Raw genomic sequence first — 19,042 nt, forward strand, 5'->3', positions numbered from 1 at the left:
CATAGAGGTGCGTATTTGACGGTCGAAATCAGAACCGGATGGTCGTCGCGGAGTCTACCGACCGATATACTCGCAACCTGCTCCGGTTTGTAGGGGGTTGCTGTGCGAAAACGTCGTTGGCCCGGCCTTTGCTCGGGATTAGCCGGTTTCGCAGAGTTTCTCCTTAGGCGCCTGATGGAAAACGTGACGAACGTAGTATGTTCGGTGCTGAATCGTTTTTCCCGAAGACGGCTACCACCAGCAGTACCAACGAAGAGTCACGGGTCAGAGGCACCCCCGGCATGATAGAGCTCGAACAAGAAGATCCGATCCCGCAAGGCGACCTGGCCTTGCAAATCACCGCACTTCCACGCGAAACCAACGGCTTTGGCGATATTTTCGGCGGCTGGCTGGTGGCGCAGATGGATTTGGCCGGTACTGCGATGGCCAGCCGTGTCGCTGGCGGCCGTGTAGCGACCGTCGCCATCGATCGCATGGCGTTTCTCGTGCCTGTCGCTGTCGGCGCGCAATTGTCCTTCTATACCCAGACCCTGGAAATCGGCCGCAGCTCGATCCAGATGATGGTCGAAGTGTGGAGCGACGACCCGCTGTCCAGCGAGTGGCGTAAAGTGACCGAAGCGGTTTTCGTCTTCGTCGCCATCGACGGCAGCGGCCGCACTCGCTCGGTTCCGCCGCGCGCGCGCTAAACCTCGCGGCCGTTTGACGGTCGATAGTTGTCCTTGTTACTGATTGAGAGCTGTCCGATGAACACGCCCAACGTTGAAGCGGTGAAACTGGATGAACTGAACTGCTGGCGCATCCGCCACGGTCAGGCCGAAGTGCTGGTGGCCCAGCAAGGCGCGCACATCCTCAGTTATCAGATCGATGGCCAGCCGCCGATCATCTGGCTCAACGACAAGGCCGACTTCAAGACGGGCAAAAGCATTCGTGCCGGTGTGCCGGTGTGCTGGCCGTGGTTCGGCAAGTTCGAACGCAACCCGCAGAACGTGCAGGCCATGTACACCGGCGAGCAACCGGCACCCGCGCACGGTCTGGTACGGGCGATGGATTGGGAGCTGGGCGGCATCGAATCGGAGGCTGACGGCATCAAGGTCGAGTTCAAGCTGCCCTACCCCGAAGGTGGCCTGCCGGGCTGGCCGCATCAGGTCGATCTGACCCTGACCCTGCATTTGTCCAAGCAACTGAGTTTCAGCCTGACCAGCCATAACCGTGGCAGTGACACCGTCAGCCTGAGTCAGGCGCTGCACACTTATTTCGCAGTGAGTGACGTGCGCAATGTGCACGTCGACGGCGTGGATGGCTTGAACTACATCGAGACGCTGGATGACTGGAAAACCCACAGCCAGCAAGGTGATCTGCAGTTTGCTGGTGAGACCGACCGTATCTATCTCGACGCTCCGCCACAACTGAGCATCGTCGACCCAGCCTGGGAAAGACGCATTGTGCTGACGGCCACAGGTTCACGCACGGCGGTGATCTGGAACCCGTGGATCGACCGCGCGGCAGCGCTGGCCGACATGGACAACGATGGCTGGCAGCGCATGTTGTGCATCGAGACGGCGAATGTGATGGATGACATCGTCACTCTCGCGCCGGGTGCGAGCCATACCATGGGCGTCAGTGTCGCCAGCAAACCGCTCTAATCAACACCGCCAAACCAATGTAGGAGTGAGCCTGCTCGCGATAGCGGTTTGTCAGATCCATTAAATTGGCTGACACGACGCTATCGCGAGCAGGCTCACTCCTACAGTAGTTTGTGGCGCCTGTTAGAGATCGGATTCCTGCACCACCCGCACCTTGTCCGCTTCCAGCGCATACGCCGCGTCCGCCAGATCATTGCTGACCTTTTCAACCTTCAGCGTGCCGGTCACCCACAGGGGCGTGTAGATATCGTCCAGCTTCAAACCCTTCGGATAACGCACCAGCACCAGTTGATTCGGCGGCGGTGGCGGCACGTGGATGCACGCGCCCGGATACGGCACGAGGAAGAACAAAGTGCTGCGGCCCTTGGCGTCGGACTCCAGCGGCACCGGGTAACCGCCGATGCGGATGTGTTTGTCGTTCATCGACGCCACGGTTTTGGTCGAATACATCACCGCCGGCAAACCTTTGGCCTGTTTCATCCCGCCCTTCTCGGTGAAGGTGCCGGTGGCTTCCGGGGAGTTGTGGTCGATTTCAGGCATGGCCTCGAGGGCCTTTTGATCCGACTTGGGCATCAGTTCGAGCCAGTCGGTTTCCGGCAGTTCGCCGGCGTGGGCCAAACCGCTGCCCAGGAAAAGGAGAGTCAACAGAAGACGGCGCATGAAGGTGCTCGGTATAGAAAGGAAGGAACAGTGAATCGCCGAGCATTCTAGCCCTCCCGGCCACGTTGGCAGAGAGGGCTTTGTCGCTTTGGATCAGTTCTTTTTGATCAGGCCGTAGATAACCAGCAACACGATCGCGCCAACCAGTGCACCGATGAAACCTGCACCCTCGCCCGCGTGATAGATGCCCAGAGCCTGGCCGCCGTAAGTGGCTGCCAGCGAACCGCCGATACCGAGCAGGATGGTCATGATCCAGCCCATGCTGTCATCGCCCGGTTTCAGGAACCGCGCCAGCAGGCCGACGATCAAGCCGATAAAGATGGTTCCGATAATTCCCATGGCAATTCCCTCTCAAAGATAGATATGCGAAGCCTAGTCAGACTTTGGCATCCTGCCATGAGAGAACGGCGGCCCCTGAATGGTTCCGCCGCTGCCACATGAAACTGCCGTTACTCGGCGATCAGCGCTTCGACCTTGACGATCTGCGCCTGCAGCGTGGCCATGTCGGCGCAGCGCAGGTTGGCGTGACCGACCTTGCGCCCGGCCTTGAAGGCTTTGCCGTAGTGATGCAGATGGCAGTCTTCGATGGCGATGACTTTCTCAACCGGCGGTACCACACCGATGAAGTTAAGCATCGCGCTCTCGCCAACCTTGGCCGTCGACCCCAGCGGCAGGCCGGCAACGGCGCGCAGGTGGTTTTCGAACTGGCTGCACTCGGCGCCTTCGGTGGTCCAGTGCCCGGAGTTGTGCACGCGCGGGGCGATCTCGTTGGCCTTGAGGCCACCGTCGACTTCAAAGAACTCGAACGCCATCACGCCGACGTAGTTCAACTGCTTGAGCACACGGCTCGAGTAGTCTTCGGCCAGCGCCTGCAACGGGTGATCGGTGCTGGCCACCGACAGCTTGAGAATGCCGCTGTCGTGGGTGTTGTGCACCAGCGGATAGAACCTGGTTTCACCATCGCGAGCACGCACGGCGATCAGCGAGACTTCACCGGTGAACGGCACGAAGCCTTCCAGCAGGCAGGACACGCTGCCCAGTTCGGCGAAGGTGTCGACCACATCTTCCGGCTTGCGCAGGACTTTCTGGCCCTTGCCGTCGTAACCCAGAGTGCGGGTTTTCAGCACGGCCGGCAGACCGATCGAAGCCACGGCAGCATCCAGATCGGCTTGCGATTGAATGTCGGCGAAGGCCGGCGTCGGGATGCCCAGATCCTTGAACATGCTCTTTTCGAACCAGCGGTCGCGAGCGATGCGCAGGGCTTCGGCGCTCGGATAAACCGGGACGAACTGCGAGAGGAATGCCACGGTTTCGGCCGGGACGCTTTCGAACTCGAAGGTCACCAGATCGACTTCATCGGCCAGTTGGCGCAGATGATCCTGATCGCCGTAATCGGCCCGCAGGTGTTCGCCCAACGCAGCGGCGCAAGCGTCCGGCGCAGGGTCGAGGAAAGCGAAGTTCATGCCCAGCGGAGTGCCCGCCAGGGCCAACATGCGACCCAACTGGCCGCCACCGATTACACCGATCTTCATCTCAACAACCTCAGGCAATACGTGGGTCTGGATTGTCCAGGACGCTGTCTGTCTGCTCGGCACGGAAGGTTTTCAGTACCGCGTGGAACTGTGGATGCTTGGCGCCGAGGATGCTCGCCGAGAGCAGCGCGGCGTTGATCGCGCCGGCCTTGCCGATAGCGAGGGTGGCGACCGGAATGCCGGCTGGCATCTGCACGATCGACAGCAGCGAGTCGACGCCCGAGAGCATGGCCGACTGCACCGGCACACCGAGCACCGGCAGGTGGGTCTTGGCCGCACACATGCCTGGCAAGTGGGCTGCGCCACCGGCACCGGCGATAATCACCTCGATGCCGCGGCTTTCAGCCTCTTCGGCGTACTGGAACAGCAGATCCGGGGTGCGGTGGGCAGAGACCACTTTGACCTCGTACGGGATGCCGAGCTTTTCCAGCATATCGGCGGTGTGGCTAAGGGTGGACCAATCGGACTTGGAGCCCATGATCACGCCAACCAGTGCACTCATCGTCGCGCCTCTTCTCTCTGGAGCGCCCGCAGGCGCGTCATAAAACAACAAGCCACGCAGGTTGCGTGGCTTGATTGTACGAAAAATGGCCGGACGTGCCGGCCGAAGGCCGCGCAGTATACCGCAAAGAAAGCAATAAACAGCCCCCCGCGCGACCATCCGTCATCTGCCGCAAATGCCCGGTTTTATTGACTTGAAGGTCAGCCAAAAAGATCAAAAGATCGCAGCCTTCGGCAGCTCCTACAGGGATATGCATTCCAATGTAGGAGCTGCCGAAGGCTGCGATCTTTTCAGGAGGCTTGCGCAGCGCCACCTTCGAGCTTGCGCCACAGCAGACGGACGTTGGCTTTACGCACCAGTGCGCAACGGTACAGGCGAATCTCCAACGGCACATGCCATTGCGGGCCGCCGCAAACCACCAGTTCGCCGCGAGCCAACTCTGCTCGCACGCTCAACTGCGGCACCCAGGCAATGCCCAAGCCTTCCAGCGCCATGCTCTTGAGGCTGTCAGCCATTGCGGTTTCATAAATAGTGGTGAAGCGCAGCTGACGCTGACGCAACAAACCATTCACCGAGCGACCAAGAAACGCCCCGGCGCTATACGCCAGCAACGGCACACTCGCCTCGCCTTCAAGATCGAACAACGGCTTGCCATCAGCATCCGCCGCGCACACCGGCAGCATCTCGGTCTGGCCCAAATGCAACGAGGGGAAAATCTCCGGATCCATCTGCATCGCCGCATCCGGGTCATAGAACGCCAGCATCAGATCGCAGCCACCTTCACGCAACGCATGCACCGCATCGCCAACGTTGGTCGCAACCAACCGAGTGGCGATATTCAAGCCTTCATTTCGCAATTGCGCGATCCAGCGCGGAAAGAAGCCCAGCGCCAGCGAGTGAGCCGCAGCGACCTGCATCACTTCGCCCTGCCCGCCTTCCAGATGATGAAGATGACGCAGCACCTCGCCGAGCTGTTCGACCACGGTGCGTGCGGTCACCAGAAACAGTTGCCCCGCCGCCGTCAGTTCGATCGGCGTGCGCGAGCGATTGACCAGGGTCAGCCCCAGCGCAGCCTCCAGACTGCGGATCCGCCGACTGAACGCCGGCTGGGTCACGAAGCGCCGTTCGGCCGCTTGCGAGAAGCTGCGGGTGGCGGCCAGAGCACTGAAGTCCTCGAGCCATTTGCTTTCCAGATTCATCACGTCCTCCCGGACACGCACCAAAACAGGTCACACGTCTGCCGCGCACGCGGCGTCACATGGGCATTATGCCGAATGTGCATAGGGCAGTGCTGAACAGCATTGGCCCAAAAATTCGCACAAGCCTAGCATTCGCAGCGTTCCGGCACAGACCGGGTCCATATCGAGATGATTTCTATCATGTCCTCCGCTGCATCTTTCCGCACAGAAAACGACCTGCTTGGCGCCCTCGAAGTACCGGCTCAAGCGTATTACGGCATCCAGACCCTGCGAGCGGTGAATAACTTCCGTCTCTCCGGCGTTCCGATTTCGCATTACCCGAAACTGGTTGTCGGCCTGGCAATGGTCAAACAGGCCGCTGCTGACGCCAACCGCGAGTTGGGTCACCTGAGCGAAGCCAAGCACGCTGCCATCAGCGAAGCCTGTGCCCGATTGATCCGCGGTGATTTCCACGAAGAGTTCGTGGTCGACATGATTCAAGGTGGCGCCGGTACTTCCACCAACATGAACGCCAACGAAGTGATCGCCAACATTGCGCTCGAAGCAATGGGTCATCAGAAAGGCGAGTACCAGTACCTGCACCCGAACGACGACGTCAACATGGCGCAGTCGACCAACGATGCTTACCCAACGGCGATCCGCCTGGGTCTGCTGCTCGGTCACGACACCCTGCTAGCCAGCCTCGACAGCCTGATTCAGGCGTTCGCAGCCAAGGGCAAAGAATTCGATCACGTCCTGAAAATGGGCCGTACCCAGCTGCAAGACGCCGTGCCGATGACCTTGGGTCAAGAATTCCGTGCCTTCGCCACCACCATGGGCGAAGACCTGGCCCGTCTGAAGACGCTGGCCCCGGAACTGCTGACTGAAGTGAACCTGGGCGGCACCGCGATCGGCACCGGCATCAACGCTGACCCACGTTATCAAGCGCTGGCGGTACAGCGTCTGGCGCTGATCAGCGGTCAACCACTGGTTCCGGCGGCCGACCTGATCGAAGCGACTTCCGACATGGGCGCCTTCGTACTGTTCTCCGGCATGCTCAAGCGCACTGCGGTGAAGCTGTCGAAGATCTGCAACGACCTGCGCCTGCTGTCCAGCGGCCCACGCACCGGCATCAACGAAATCAACCTGCCAGCGCGTCAGCCAGGCAGCTCGATAATGCCTGGCAAGGTCAACCCGGTAATCCCGGAAGCCGTTAACCAAGTCGCGTTCCAAGTGATTGGTAACGACCTGGCGCTGACCATGGCAGCCGAAGGCGGCCAACTGCAGCTGAACGTGATGGAGCCGCTGATCGCGTTCAAGATCTTCGACTCGATCCGCCTGCTGCAACGCGCCATGGACATGCTGCGCGAACATTGCATCGTCGGCATCACCGCCAACGAAGCGCGCTGCCGTGAACTGGTCGAGCACTCGATCGGTCTGGTCACCGCACTGAACCCGTACATCGGCTACAAAAACGCCACCCGTATCGCCGGCCTCGCCCTTGAAAGCGGCCGCGGCGTGCTGGAACTGGTGCGCGAAGAAGGTCTGCTCGACGAAGCCATGCTCGCCGACATCCTGCGCCCGGAAAACATGATTGCTCCACGTCTGGTTCCGCTGAAAGCCTGAACCGACGCGTTACTTGTAGCACCGCTCACCAGGTCGAGGGACTAGACACCTCTCACCTTTTGAGGGCTTGGGGATTTAGTCCCCAAGCCCTTTTTTTTAACTTCTTTGCGGGCAGGACGTTAAATGTTTTGTGTATTTGATACCGCCAAGATCGCAGCCTTCGGCAGCTCCTACATTGATTGAGGTACACCTGTAGGAGCTGCCGAAGGCTGCGATCTTTTGATCTTGCAGCACCCTCGTTTCGTCGCTTGCACCACTACCGTGCAGACGGGCGCGTCACTGATCGGTATAGTGCCGCCCCTCTTCGCGTGAGCGGTCGTCGGTAACGAGGCCATAACCCATGCGAAACCCGAACTAATAACAAACCCGCGAAATGGAACGGGACGAAACCTTCGCCTCACCCGTCGTGCCGCGCGCACACCGGTGTAACACGATGTTTCTCCCATCCAGCATTTGCTTACACAATAAACAGCGAGGAAAAATCCATGCTCGAAGTCATTAACGACTTCCTCTCAGGGAAAGTACTGATCGTGCTCATTGTCGGGCTCGGTAGCTACTTCACGATTCGCTCGCGTTTCGTTCAACTGCGCCACTTCTTCCACATGTTCGCGGTGTTCCGCGACAGCCTCAAAGGCAGCGCCGGGCAACTCAGCTCGTTCCAGGCCCTGATGCTCAGCCTTGCCGGCCGTGTCGGTGCGGGCAATATCGCCGGTGTCGGCATCGCCGTGACCCTCGGTGGTCCGGGTGCAGTGTTCTGGATGTGGGTGACCGCACTGGTCGGCATGTCCAGCAGCTTCTTCGAGTGCACCCTGGCCCAAGTCTACAAGCGCGCCGATGGCGACGGCTTGTACCGTGGTGGCCCGGCCTACTACATCCAGCACGGCCTTAAGCTCAAAGGCATGGCAGTGGTGTTTTCCGTCCTGTTGCTGGTCACCTACGGCTTCGCCTTCATTGGCCTGCAGTCCTACACCGTGACCCACTCGCTGCAGAACGCCTTTGAGTTCAATCCACAACACACCGGTATCGTCCTCGCGGTGCTGCTGGCCATTACCTTCATCGGCGGCATCAAGCGCATCGCCTCGGTGTCCGACCTGCTGGTGCCGATCAAGACCCTGGCCTATATCGGCGTGACCCTGTACGTGATCGGTACCCAGATCGAACACGTGCCAGCCATGCTGGAAACCATCTTCAAGAGCGCCTTCGGCCTCGACCCGGCCTTTGGCGGCCTGCTCGGCAGCGCCATCGTCATGGGCGTGAAGCGTGGCGTGTTCGCCAACGAAGCGGGCCTGGGCAGTGCGCCGAACGTCGCCGCCGTGGCTGCGGTGAAACACCCGGGCGCGCAGGGCGTGGTTCAGGCTTTCAGCGTGTTCCTCGACACCTTCGTGATCTGCACCTGCACCGCGCTGCTGATCCTGCTGTCGGGCTTCTACACCCCGGGCTTCGAAGGTGACGGCATCGTCCTGACCCAGAACTCGCTGGCCGCCGTGGTCGGTGACTGGGGTCGCATGTTCGTCAGCGTCGCGCTGTCGCTGTTCGTCTTCACTTGCATCCTCTACAACTACTACCTGGGCGAAAACAGCCTGCAGTTCCTCACCCGCAACCGCGCCGCGCTGATGATTTTCCGCGGCCTGGTGCTGGCGCTGGTGGTATGGGGTTCGATGCAGGACCTGTCGACCGTGTTCGCCTTCGCCGACATCACCATGACCTGCCTGGCCTTCGTCAACCTGGTGGCCCTGGCCATGCTGTTCAAGGTCGGCATGCGCGTGATGCGCGACTACGACGGGCAGCGCCGCGCCGGCGTCAAACAGCCAGTGTTCGACTCCAGCAAATTTGCTGATCTGGACCTGGACCTGAAAGCCTGGCCAACCAACCCGTCTGCCGCTGCCGGCAAGACCGAAGCCGAGCCGCAAGGCGTACCTGCAGCGCAACGCTGACAGGTGAATGACGGGCGCATCCCCTGCGCCCGTCAGTTAAAGTGCAATGCATGACCTGTGGGAGCGAGCTTGCTCGCGAAGGCGGTGTGTCAATTGAGTAGATGTCGACTGACACGACGCCTTCGCGAGCAAGCTCGCTCCCACAAGGTATTCATCGTTTCGGAGAATCCTATGAACCCTTCGACTTATCCCGCCGCCCAACACGTCATGGTGCTCTACACCGGTGGCACCATCGGCATGCAGGCCAGTGCCAATGGCCTGGCCCCGGCGTCCGGTTTCGAAGCGCGGATGCGCGACTACCTGCACAGCCAGCCTGAGCTCGTCGTGCCGCAGTGGCGTTTTCGCGAGATGTCGCCGCTGATCGACAGCGCCAACATGACCCCGGCCTATTGGCAGCAACTGCGTGAAGCGGTGGTCGATGCCGTGGATGTGCAAGGCTGCGACAGCGTGCTGATCCTGCACGGCACCGACACCCTGGCCTACAGCGCCGCAGCGATGAGCTTCCAGTTGCTGGGGCTGAATGCTCGCGTGTGCTTCACCGGTTCGATGCTGCCGGCCGGCGTTACCGACAGCGATGCCTGGGAAAACCTCGGCGGCGCACTGGTTGCTCTCGGCCAAGGCCTGGCGCCGGGCGTGCATCTGTACTTCCACGGCGAACTGTTGGCGCCGACCCGTTGCGCGAAAGTGCGCAGTTTTGGCCGGCATCCGTTCAAACGACTGGAGCGTCAGGGCGGCGGTGTCAAAGCGCCTTCGATCCCAGCGTCGTTGAACTACCACCAGCCGAAGCAACTGGCCAAGGTCGCCGTGCTCCCGCTGTTCCCGGGTATCAGTGCCGAAGTGCTCGACGGCCTCCTCGACAGCGGCATTCAAGGTCTGGTGCTGGAGTGCTACGGCAGCGGCACAGGACCGAGCGACAACCCTGAGTTTCTGGCAAGCCTTGTCCGCGCGCGGGATAACGGCGTGGTGGTGGTTGCGGTCACGCAATGCCATGAAGGTGGCGTCGAGCTGGATGTGTATGAGGCCGGCAGTCGTTTGCGTGGTGTTGGCGTATTGTCCGGTGGTGGCATGACTCGCGAGGCGGCGTTCGGCAAGTTGCATGGGGTGCTGGGGGCAGGCCTTGAAACTCAAGAAGTGCGCCGGCTGATCGAACTGGATTTGTGTGGTGAGTTGCTCTGAGCAAGGCTCTGGATCGGCCCTCACCCTAGCCCTCTCCCGGAGGGAGAGGGGACTGACCTTAGTGTCTCGCGCTATACGCCGACCTGAAAAAAACAGTCGATTATGGATTCGCCAGCGTTTTTTCAGGTCGGCGTATCTGGCCAATATCCCCCCAATCGGCCCCCTCTCCCTTTGGGAGAGGGCTGGGGTGAGGGGCTGCTGCGGCATGCAACTTGCTGCATTCCAGCCATCCTCAGGCTGGAAGATCTTATGCTCCACTCCCACCTCACCACCCTCAACGCCGTCTCGCTGATCCTCAACACCTTCAAGACCGAAGGCTTGTCGAGCGAGGCATTGCTGGCCGGCAGCGGCATCAGTGCGGCGGATCTCAGCCGTGCCGACACGCGCATCACCACCAATCAGGAGATGCAGGTCTGCGCCAACGCGGTCGCGCTCAAGCGCGATATCGGTCTGGAACTGGGCCGGCGCATGCATGTTTCCTGCTACGGCATCCTCGGTTACGCACTGTTGACCTGTGCCACCTTCGGTGACGCTTTGCGCCTGGCGATCCGTTATCCGGCTCTGCTGGGAACACTTTTCGAACTGAGTCTGGAAGACGATGGCGAGCACGTCTGGTTCGTCGCCGCCGATTACCGCGAGAGCCCGGCGATGGCGGTGTTCAACGCCGAGTTCTGCCTGGTGTCGCTGAAAGTCATTTGTGATGACTTGCTCGGGCATCCGTTGCCATTGCTCGCCACGCGGTTCGAACACGCGGCGCCGGACTATCGCGACAGCTACGCCGAGCACTTCGACAGTCCGCTGCACTTCACCGCCAAGGACAACGCTTTTGCCTTCGACCGCCACTGGCTCGATCAACCGCTGCCGCTGGCCGATCTCATCACTCATCAAGCCATGGCCGAACGCTGCCGCAAGCAGAACCTGGAATTCACCGGGCGTCAGGCGTGGCTGGGGCGGATTCGGCAGTTGCTCAGCGCGCAGTTGAACGCAGCACCGGGGCTGGAAGGTCTGGCGCAGCAAATGAAGTGCTCGCCACGCACCTTGCGCCGGCATCTCAAGGACATGGGCAGCAGCTATCAGGAACTGCTCGATGAACTGCGCTTCGAGCGGGCCAAGCAGATGCTCTGCGAGGATCAACTGCCGATCTACCGCATCGCCGAAACCCTGGGCTTTAGCGAGACCGCCAGCTTCCGCCATGCCTTTGTGCGCTGGAGTGGCGTGGCGCCGAGCCAATTCCGGGCCTGAAGATCGAAAGATCGCAGCCTTCGGCAACTCCTGCAGGGATCGGTGCAGGAGCTGCCGCAGGCTGCGATCTTTTGATCCTGAAGGGGCGAATTGCGGTCAGTTTTTTTGGCCATATCAATCCCCTTTTGGCCTTTCCTGCCGTTCTCCGATTCGCCTCGCGCCGCAACACTGGACGCAACCGAATCAGCCCTGCGGAGAACAACAAATGCTGACGATCTACTCGGACGATCATCACCTGCACCATGGCCGCTGCGAACTCATCGATGGCCAGCTCAAGCCGTGCTTCGAGATGCCTTCGCGCGCCGACCACGTGCTGCAGCGCGTTAAAAACCAGAACCTCGGCCCGGTCGAGGCACCGAAGGATTTCGGTCTGGAGCCGATCGCCCGTATCCACAGCCGCGACTACCTCGACTTCTTCAAGGGCGCATGGGCGCGCTGGACTGAATTCAACACCGACGGTGACTTGCTGCCCTACACCTGGCCGGCGCGCACCCTGCGTGCAATCAAACCGACCAGCCTGCACGGCCAGCTCGGCTACTACAGCTTCGACGGCGGTGCGCCGATCACCGCCGGCACCTGGCAAGCGGCGTACAGCGCGGCGCAAGTTGCCCTGACTGCACAAGCAGAAATCCAGCGCGGCGCGCGCGCGGCCTTCGCCTTGTGCCGGCCACCGGGACACCACGCCGCCAGCGATTTGATGGGCGGTTATTGCTACCTCAACAATGCCGCCATTGCCGCGCAAGCGTTCCTTGATCAGGGCCACAAGAAGGTCGCGATCCTCGACGTCGACTATCACCACGGCAATGGCACGCAGTCGATTTTCTACGAACGCAGCGATGTGCTGTTCACCTCGATCCACGGCCACCCGGAAGCGGAATTTCCGTTCTTCCTAGGCTACGACGATGAGCGTGGTGGAGGCGCCGGCGAAGGTTTCAATTTCAACTACCCGCTGCCCGCCGGCTCCGGCTGGGACGTGTGGAGCGCGGCGCTGGATCAGGCCTGCGACGAGATCGACCGCTACGGCGCCGACGTCATTGTCGTGTCGCTTGGCGTCGACACCTTCAAGGACGACCCGATCTCGCAGTTCAAACTCGACAGCCCGGATTATCTGGCGATGGGCAAGCGCATCGCTGCCCTTGGCAAGCCGACGTTGTTCGTCATGGAAGGCGGTTACGCCGTGGAGGAAATCGGCATCAATGCGGTGAACGTGCTCGAAGGGTTCGAGCAATAAACGAACTCAAGCCGGATAAACAAATCAGACCCGCCAGTGCGGGTCTTTTTTTGCCAGCAATATTTATCTACCGCACGAGCCCTGCGGCCCGCCTCTACCTTGCCTGGATTCGCCGCCCTTTCAGCGCGCGTCTACCAGAGCAGGAGTAGCCCATGCCCGAAATCCCCTCGCCCAGTGCCGTCGATATCCTGACCCAACTGGTGACCGGCCCTTCGCTGCGAGAAATCGCCTCGAAAGCATTGCGACCGGCACTCAAGACGTTGTACCCGGACATCGATATCGACCCACAGCGGGCCATGGTCGTGAGGCCGACCTGGGTCATTGCGGATGATGAGGTCGTCCCCGGCCGCCACTTGATTGAATCGCTGACCGACACATTGGTGCGCCTGGGCCTCTCCGGCACTGCAGTGACGTACCTCGACGGCGAACATTATCTGACCTTGCAGCCCGACCAGCCCGCCGCCATCCAGCTGCCGGTGAAAATCAGCGCCGTCGGCAAACTGCTCAATGAACTGGCACCTTTGCTGTTTATTGCCTTCAAGGAACAGCAAGTCGAGTATTGGGACGAATTCACCTACCCGGGGCAACCGCGCTGGCAGCAACTGTCGCAAGCCTTGCGCAACCTGTGGAACGTCGAGGCCAATCCCGACTGGAATGCCAACCAGCGCGCCATGGTCGAAGCGGTTTACCGGCACCCGGACAAACACCAGCGCCTGCCAACCGGCAAATACCAGGTACGCGCCTGCCTGATTGATCTGGACCGCAACGAGGGTGAAGACCAAGAGCATCTGGCCCTGCTCGATATGGCGGTGCTGATTGGCACTGATAGCGAAAGCACGTGGATCATGACGCACTCGGTGATCACGGGTTTCGAGAGCTTCGAATCACTGGATGAACTCGGCAAAGCCTTGCCGCGTCGCTACTCGAAAGATGCCACCGGGGCCGGATTGAAATGGCGGCTGTTCGAACCGCAGGGCAACTTCTTCGACTATCAGTCCTGTACCTTGATCGCGCTGGAAGCTGACGCTCTGGGCGAGATCAGTTTTTTTCAGGATTCGAACGCCAACCCGCTCTACCCACACACAGGGACTGTCGGCAATCCTCGAGAACCGACACCGCGCCTCAAACCTCATATCGAGCGCCTGCGCCCGATGCTGCCAGCCTGGCTCGACAGCGCCGCGCCAGCCGATCAGACCCGTTACAGCCGGCATCTGCTGGATCTGGCCATGGTCCAGCATACGAACAAGGGAAAATCATTTCAGAGCGAAGTCATCAGCCTGCAAGCCTTCACCTGTGCCGCCCTGAAACAACAGATGCTCAAGGATCATCCGAACGCCGCCGAGGTGAAGATCGATGACATCGAAATCAGCATCACCAGCCTGGTGGTCTGGGGCACCTTCGTACTGCCCGGCAACACTCAGACCCAGACGCTGTCGCTGATTGAACTTGCCCTGCAGAACCTCGCGGGACAACCGATGGGCAATAAAACCGTGCGCTACAAGGATGGCAGCGCGTTGCCTGACTGGATGACCGCGAGCTACCTGGAACAACTGGTGAGCACCGTCGATATCGGCCAGACCTACACCGCGCACCTGCAAAACCTGTTGATCGACGACAGCGAGCAAGCGTCGATGCTACAAGGCCTCTACACCAGCCAGTTGCCCATCGAACTGCCGCTGATGGCGTTGCAACACAAAATACAAGGCAAGGCCGGCATCACTGATCAGGGTTACCGCTATGTGGTTGCCGCGCTGGCCGGCAGCGGCGATGAAAGCCATGTCGATCGCGAGGAGATCGTCATTCGTCCGCTGGCTTTCGTCGCCCATCGCACCACATCAAACACGGACACCGTCAACAACATTTTCGTCATCGGCCCACGCGACGTCGCCAAAGGACCCTGCGTGCTTTACCGGCCACTCTTTGAAATGGCGCTGATGCAGTTCCCCTCGCACGCCAACCTGCTGTACGAAATCCAGCAGTCTCGCCATCTTCGCGAGTCAGTACTGGCCTGGTTGCCGGACGATGAGCGCTTCAACTACAGCCAGTTCGTCTTCACCGCGAGGCTGCCCTCGGTATGGACCATCCCGCAATTGCTGACCAACCCCAGCACCGCGCTGGACATGTCCGGTCCCGTTGCACTGGGGACGGCGACGATTGAACAGGATGTGCTGGCGACGCTGCACAACAGCAACGTCCAGGCGCTGATGACCCAGGCTGATCGTCAGTCGGTCTCCGATGCAGAAGCGCGCTGGGCCACGCTGAAACACGGCGGGTGGATGCTGTTCAACGCAGCGTTGCCGTTCCTCGGGCGCAGCGTCGGTACAGCAGCGTGGATCTGGCAGATCATGGACGACCTGCAAGAAATCAGCGACGTCGCCAATGAGCAATCCGGCAAAACCGCCTGGACCGCTATCGCCGACATTCTTCTGGCATTGGGCATGGTGCTCGCCCATCGCGCAGCGGTCGGTGACAAGCCGCAAAACGAATCGATCACTCTGGAAGAGCCCACCGAGGCCATCACCACTACCCCCGTCATCCGCAAAGCACTACAGCTACCGGATATCTCCGGCAGCGCGCTGCCCGGCGCTCATCAAATATCGATCAACCCTTTTGCCGCACTGAAGCGATCGCCCGTCGCGCTGACCACATTGCTCGACAGTTTTCAGATTGCCAAACCCAGGGGCATCGGCGATGCCGCCAGCGAGGGTACGCACAGACACTTGCATGCGCGCCAGAAACAATGGTTCGCCCCCGTCGGCAAGCGCTGGTTCGAGGTCACGCTCAACGAACACGCGGATGTCCAGATCATCGACTCACGCCAACCCACTGCGCGTCTCGGGCCGTTACTGAGCCGCACCGCCAATGGTCAATGGGTGGTCGATCTGCGCTTGCGTTTGCGCGGCGGCGGACTCGACGCAGCGCTTGCGAAAGCTCAGGACTTCAGTAGAAAAACCGCGAAACAGCTGACCATCACAATCAACGCTTTCGACAAGACGATGAAAGCCCTGGGCGCTCAGCGTAACGCCGACCACGCGGCGTTCACCAACGCGCCAGCGCAAGACCGTGCGCAAGCGCGCCAGCGTTATCTGGAGACCCTCGACTCGCAGCTCAAGGCATTCGGTACAAGCATCGAACAGATCAAAGCGCTGAATAACAAGGAAATCATTCCCAACTACCGGGAAGCCATGATTCAACGCCTGGAAATGCAGTTGTTTCTCGGCCAGGAATGGCTCCAGCTGCATACCAAGGAGTTCCAGGCGAGTCTGGAGACGATGCAGACAATGCTTGCCGATGAAAGCGGTTTCGCCGTAGAGGCGTTTGTTCAGTCGTTCGAAACAATGACCGATCAGACCCAGGCCATTATTGAAAAGATAGAGTCGGCCCAGACCCGCTTTGACGAGCTGATGCTGTTGGGAGGTGATGGGGCCAAGGTGACTCAAACCTATCGCGCAGTGCTGCCCAAATATGATCTGAATGACCTCAAGCTGTTGCAGATCAGCCTCGGCCAGGAGATCTGCATCAAGGCAGGTGATACCACCCCGGGCGCCAACGCCTATCAGACCCTGTCCACGCTCATCGAAGATGCTGCACTGAATATCCAGAGCGCGTTGAATCTGACCGCCGATGAAAGCCTCGACAACCTGCGCGAACGCAAGGACGCCTTGAGCAATGTTGCCGAACAATTTACCTCGATCAATCAACGTTTTGGCGATCTGCTGATCGACTATCCCGATCGGATCAACACCGAGCGACTGATGCATGTGCGCAATCGCGTCAACGCGTTCAAGGCCCGCACAGATATAAAGTTGGCCGATTTGCTGCGCTACAAGCATTTGCTGGAACCGGCAGCGGGTCCTTCCCGGCAAACCTCGACACGCCAGATCATCAAAACCAAATCCAGACGCACGCTGGTTGGCCAGCGCAAACAAAGTCTCGAAGGCGAGGATACCGATCAAGTGGAAGTGCGTACCACCCTGACGGGGGTCATCGCCACATTTGAAGAAGAATCACCCGGCGTCTGGGTCGAACAGCGCCGAGCCACACCCAAGCCGGTCAAGGCCAGCCCGGACCTCAACAACAGCACTCGTGAAGGCCAGGCCCTGCTCGATGGCCTGGCCGCGTTCCATCGACGTATCGAAGCCCAACTCAAACGAGGACCACGGATTCCTGTCGAGATCGAGGAGCAATACCACAACCATGCCGCCGCTTTGCGAGACGCCAACGCGGCAATCGACGAAGCACTGACCCTGAGCAATCTGACTGCGGACCTGAAGAAACCGACCGAAGCGCTCGGCCACAGACTTGACGCGGCCGCTCAAACCCTTGAAGACAAAGGCACCAGCACCCGTATCAGGATGGTCAAGCAACAACTGCCGACAGCCGCCGGGGTTCAGTGGCTGAAGGATAAGGGCGAAGTGACGATCTCCCAAACCGTGACTCGGCATCGGCTCAAAGGCCAGGCCAGAGATTTTCTCGACGAATACGAAATTCGTGACGCCCACACCCACAAGGCGTTGTGCTACGCCCATTTCCATTACAGCAGCGCACAAGTGGCTGCCGCCCCGTTCCCCGTCGGCCACATGAAAACCGTGGCGCAACGGTACATGCGCGGTGCTTATGAGCCACGCCTGCTGAACAATCAGGCGCTGATCGATATTCATCGTAGCGGCATTTCCGACAAATCCGCGCAGGCGCTGTTCCTCACAACTGCCAGGCCTGTCGCAACCGAGCCAACGCAGCGTTGATCGCCGGCTCAGGCACGGCGGCGAAGCCCAGCACCAGTCCGGCGCGCTGCGCCAGCGGCGTCGTCGAATCCGGCAGCCAGTAACTGCTCAGACCGTTGATCTCCACGTCGGCGCGGGCGGCTTGTTCAATGAGTTGCTGCTCGCGCTCGATGCTGTCCACCGCCACGGTCAAGTGCAGACCGGCCGAGACCGCGGGCAAGTCGCTCACGCCGGCAATGGCGGTCGGCCAACCGTCGAGCAAGGTGTTGCGACGGCTCAGGGCGGCGCGGCGCATGCGTCGGATATGCCGCTGGAAATGCCCGGCCGCCATGAATTCGGCCATCACCGCTTGGGTACTCACCTCGGAATGCCGGACGTCCACCGCCCGGCGTTGCGAGAAGGCATCGACCAGCGCCGGTGGCAGCACCAGATAACCGAGGCGCAGTGCCGGAAACGCGACTTTGCCGAAAGTGCCGACATACAGCACTCGCCCCTGTCGATCGAGTGCCGCCAACGGTGCCAGCGGCGCGCCGGTGTAGCGGTATTCGCCATCGTAGTCGTCCTCGACGATCCAGCCTTGGCAGCGCTCGGCCCAGGCGAGCAGTTCGAGGCGTCGGGCAAGGCTCATCACTACACCGGTCGGGTATTGATGGGAGGGCGTCACATACGCCACGCGACAATTTCCGGTGGCCGACAACGCCGAGCAGTCCATGCCCTCTCCGTCCACGGCGATGCCGTGCAAACGACCTCCTGCAACAGCGAACGCATGACCGGCCGCGCGGTAGCCCGGATTCTCGATCGCCACACCATCGCCCGGCTCCACCAGCAACTGTGCACAAAGGCTAATGCCCTGTTGCGCACCGCTGGTGATCACAATTTGCTCAGGTGAGCACTGCATGCCGCGCGAACTGCGCAGATAGGCCGCGATCATGGCGCGCAAACGCGCATCGCCGGAAGGATCGCCATAGCACAGTTGCTCCAGATCCGGTTTTCGCCAGAAAGCCGCGTTCAGCTTGGCCCACACCTCGAACGGGAACAGATCAAACGCCGGAACGCCGACCCGAAATGCTCGCGGCGGGCCACTTGGCGGCCGGGGCAAATGGTTCTTTTCGATACGCGAAAAAGTCCCACTGTGGATAACTTTACTGGATGGAATCACAGGTAAATCCAGCCAATTTGTGGATAAGGCTGTGGGTAAGCCTGTTGAAAACCCTGTGGATACTTTTGTGGATAATTTTTCCGCCGGAGCCGTCGCCGGCATCAATTGTGCGACGTAGGTGCCGTCTCCCACTCGACCTTCGATAAACCCTTCGGCATAGAGCTGATCGTACGCCCGCACAACACTGTTACGCGAAATCCCCAGCGCCGCCGCCAGATCGCGACTGGCCGGCAACCGCGTGCCACTTGCCAGCCGTCCATCCAGTACACGCAGGCGCAAAGCCTGATAGAGCTGACGACTCAAACCCTGACGGCGATCAAGCTCGATACCCGCAGGATTGAAGGGCATGGATAACGTCGGCGAATCGGTCATGACAATGGACCTATGAAATTGGTCAGCAATGGCTCTTACAACAGACCAATAGCCTGCCTACGA

Annotated in this window: 14 protein-coding genes; 8 read left to right on the forward strand and 6 right to left on the reverse strand. The window is 60.4% G+C overall.

What is annotated here, in order from left to right:
* Positions 1 to 281: 281 nt before the first annotated feature.
* Entirely contained in the window at positions 282 to 686 is a 405-nt protein-coding gene (locus FGA82_RS02975; protein ID WP_003229628.1) for an acyl-CoA thioesterase, read from the forward strand.
* A 57-nt stretch (positions 687 to 743) separates the two neighbouring features.
* The gene (locus FGA82_RS02980) at positions 744 to 1,643 is read left to right on the forward strand and encodes a D-hexose-6-phosphate mutarotase (RefSeq protein ID WP_141125960.1); all 900 of its coding nucleotides are present in this window, start codon (positions 744 to 746) and stop codon (positions 1,641 to 1,643) included.
* Between the two features lie 123 nt (positions 1,644 to 1,766).
* On the opposite strand, the gene FGA82_RS02985 is transcribed toward FGA82_RS02980, so the two are convergent.
* The 5 genes from FGA82_RS02985 to FGA82_RS03010 all read right to left on the reverse strand — a co-directional run bounded on the left by FGA82_RS02985 (position 1,767) and on the right by FGA82_RS03010 (position 5,536).
* Positions 1,767 to 2,303 carry a DUF3299 domain-containing protein gene (locus FGA82_RS02985; protein WP_007920225.1) on the reverse strand — a complete coding sequence of 179 codons (537 nt, stop codon included), beginning with the start codon at positions 2,301 to 2,303 and terminating at the stop codon, positions 1,767 to 1,769.
* A gap of 93 nt (positions 2,304 to 2,396) precedes the next feature.
* The gene (locus FGA82_RS02990; protein ID WP_007920223.1) at positions 2,397 to 2,642 is read right to left on the reverse strand and encodes a GlsB/YeaQ/YmgE family stress response membrane protein; all 246 of its coding nucleotides are present in this window, start codon (positions 2,640 to 2,642) and stop codon (positions 2,397 to 2,399) included.
* 110 nt (positions 2,643 to 2,752) lie between these two features.
* Entirely contained in the window at positions 2,753 to 3,835 is a 1,083-nt protein-coding gene (locus tag FGA82_RS02995) for a 5-(carboxyamino)imidazole ribonucleotide synthase (RefSeq protein ID WP_064116480.1), read from the reverse strand.
* Positions 3,836 to 3,845: 10 nt separating this feature from the next.
* Complete coding sequence (gene purE, locus FGA82_RS03000; protein WP_007920220.1) at positions 3,846 to 4,337, reverse strand: 5-(carboxyamino)imidazole ribonucleotide mutase; 492 nt, start codon at positions 4,335 to 4,337, stop codon at positions 3,846 to 3,848.
* A gap of 290 nt (positions 4,338 to 4,627) precedes the next feature.
* Complete coding sequence (locus FGA82_RS03010) at positions 4,628 to 5,536, reverse strand: LysR substrate-binding domain-containing protein (RefSeq protein WP_007962273.1); 909 nt, start codon at positions 5,534 to 5,536, stop codon at positions 4,628 to 4,630.
* A 180-nt stretch (positions 5,537 to 5,716) separates the two neighbouring features.
* On the opposite strand from FGA82_RS03010, the gene aspA reads away from it, so the two are divergent.
* From aspA to FGA82_RS03040, 6 genes are all read left to right on the forward strand, one after another.
* Positions 5,717 to 7,141, forward strand: coding sequence for an aspartate ammonia-lyase (gene aspA, locus FGA82_RS03015; RefSeq protein ID WP_064116482.1), 1,425 nt, complete (start codon positions 5,717 to 5,719; stop codon positions 7,139 to 7,141).
* 485 nt (positions 7,142 to 7,626) lie between these two features.
* Complete coding sequence (locus FGA82_RS03020; RefSeq protein WP_141125962.1) at positions 7,627 to 9,075, forward strand: alanine/glycine:cation symporter family protein; 1,449 nt, start codon at positions 7,627 to 7,629, stop codon at positions 9,073 to 9,075.
* Positions 9,076 to 9,246: 171 nt separating this feature from the next.
* Entirely contained in the window at positions 9,247 to 10,251 is a 1,005-nt protein-coding gene (locus FGA82_RS03025) for an asparaginase (protein ID WP_141125963.1), read from the forward strand.
* A gap of 249 nt (positions 10,252 to 10,500) precedes the next feature.
* Positions 10,501 to 11,493 carry an AraC family transcriptional regulator gene (locus FGA82_RS03030; protein WP_141125964.1) on the forward strand — a complete coding sequence of 331 codons (993 nt, stop codon included), beginning with the start codon at positions 10,501 to 10,503 and terminating at the stop codon, positions 11,491 to 11,493.
* A 205-nt stretch (positions 11,494 to 11,698) separates the two neighbouring features.
* Positions 11,699 to 12,724 carry a histone deacetylase family protein gene (locus FGA82_RS03035; protein ID WP_141125965.1) on the forward strand — a complete coding sequence of 342 codons (1,026 nt, stop codon included), beginning with the start codon at positions 11,699 to 11,701 and terminating at the stop codon, positions 12,722 to 12,724.
* A gap of 152 nt (positions 12,725 to 12,876) precedes the next feature.
* Positions 12,877 to 17,469 carry a dermonecrotic toxin domain-containing protein gene (locus FGA82_RS03040; RefSeq protein WP_141125966.1) on the forward strand — a complete coding sequence of 1,531 codons (4,593 nt, stop codon included), beginning with the start codon at positions 12,877 to 12,879 and terminating at the stop codon, positions 17,467 to 17,469.
* Here the strand turns inward: FGA82_RS03040 and FGA82_RS03045 are convergent.
* Positions 17,426 to 18,979 carry a PLP-dependent aminotransferase family protein gene (locus FGA82_RS03045; protein ID WP_141125967.1) on the reverse strand — a complete coding sequence of 518 codons (1,554 nt, stop codon included), beginning with the start codon at positions 18,977 to 18,979 and terminating at the stop codon, positions 17,426 to 17,428. The two genes, FGA82_RS03040 and FGA82_RS03045, sit on opposite strands and share 44 nt — an antisense overlap.
* Positions 18,980 to 19,042: the final 63 nt, after the last annotated feature.

The sequence above is a fragment of the Pseudomonas fluorescens genome, assembly GCF_005938625.1.
GTDB lineage: Bacteria > Pseudomonadota > Gammaproteobacteria > Pseudomonadales > Pseudomonadaceae > Aquipseudomonas > Aquipseudomonas fluorescens_BD.

What these genes read in the sequence shown, in the direction of transcription:
- FGA82_RS02990 (WP_007920223.1), bottom strand. Translation starts at nt 2,642, where the DNA reads ATGGGAATTATCGGAACCATCTTTATCGGCTTGATCGTCGGCCTGCTG.
- FGA82_RS03025 (WP_141125963.1), top strand. Translation starts at nt 9,247, where the DNA reads ATGAACCCTTCGACTTATCCCGCCGCCCAACACGTCATGGTGCTCTAC.
- FGA82_RS02980 (WP_141125960.1), top strand. Translation starts at nt 744, where the DNA reads ATGAACACGCCCAACGTTGAAGCGGTGAAACTGGATGAACTGAACTGC.
- FGA82_RS03035 (WP_141125965.1), top strand. Translation starts at nt 11,699, where the DNA reads ATGCTGACGATCTACTCGGACGATCATCACCTGCACCATGGCCGCTGC.
- FGA82_RS02985 (WP_007920225.1), bottom strand. Translation starts at nt 2,303, where the DNA reads ATGCGCCGTCTTCTGTTGACTCTCCTTTTCCTGGGCAGCGGTTTGGCC.
- aspA (WP_064116482.1), top strand. Translation starts at nt 5,717, where the DNA reads ATGTCCTCCGCTGCATCTTTCCGCACAGAAAACGACCTGCTTGGCGCC.
- FGA82_RS03030 (WP_141125964.1), top strand. Translation starts at nt 10,501, where the DNA reads ATGCTCCACTCCCACCTCACCACCCTCAACGCCGTCTCGCTGATCCTC.
- FGA82_RS03045 (WP_141125967.1), bottom strand. Translation starts at nt 18,979, where the DNA reads ATGACCGATTCGCCGACGTTATCCATGCCCTTCAATCCTGCGGGTATC.
- FGA82_RS03010 (WP_007962273.1), bottom strand. Translation starts at nt 5,536, where the DNA reads ATGAATCTGGAAAGCAAATGGCTCGAGGACTTCAGTGCTCTGGCCGCC.
- FGA82_RS03020 (WP_141125962.1), top strand. Translation starts at nt 7,627, where the DNA reads ATGCTCGAAGTCATTAACGACTTCCTCTCAGGGAAAGTACTGATCGTG.
- purE (WP_007920220.1), bottom strand. Translation starts at nt 4,337, where the DNA reads ATGAGTGCACTGGTTGGCGTGATCATGGGCTCCAAGTCCGATTGGTCC.
- FGA82_RS02975 (WP_003229628.1), top strand. Translation starts at nt 282, where the DNA reads ATGATAGAGCTCGAACAAGAAGATCCGATCCCGCAAGGCGACCTGGCC.
- FGA82_RS02995 (WP_064116480.1), bottom strand. Translation starts at nt 3,835, where the DNA reads ATGAAGATCGGTGTAATCGGTGGCGGCCAGTTGGGTCGCATGTTGGCC.
- FGA82_RS03040 (WP_141125966.1), top strand. Translation starts at nt 12,877, where the DNA reads ATGCCCGAAATCCCCTCGCCCAGTGCCGTCGATATCCTGACCCAACTG.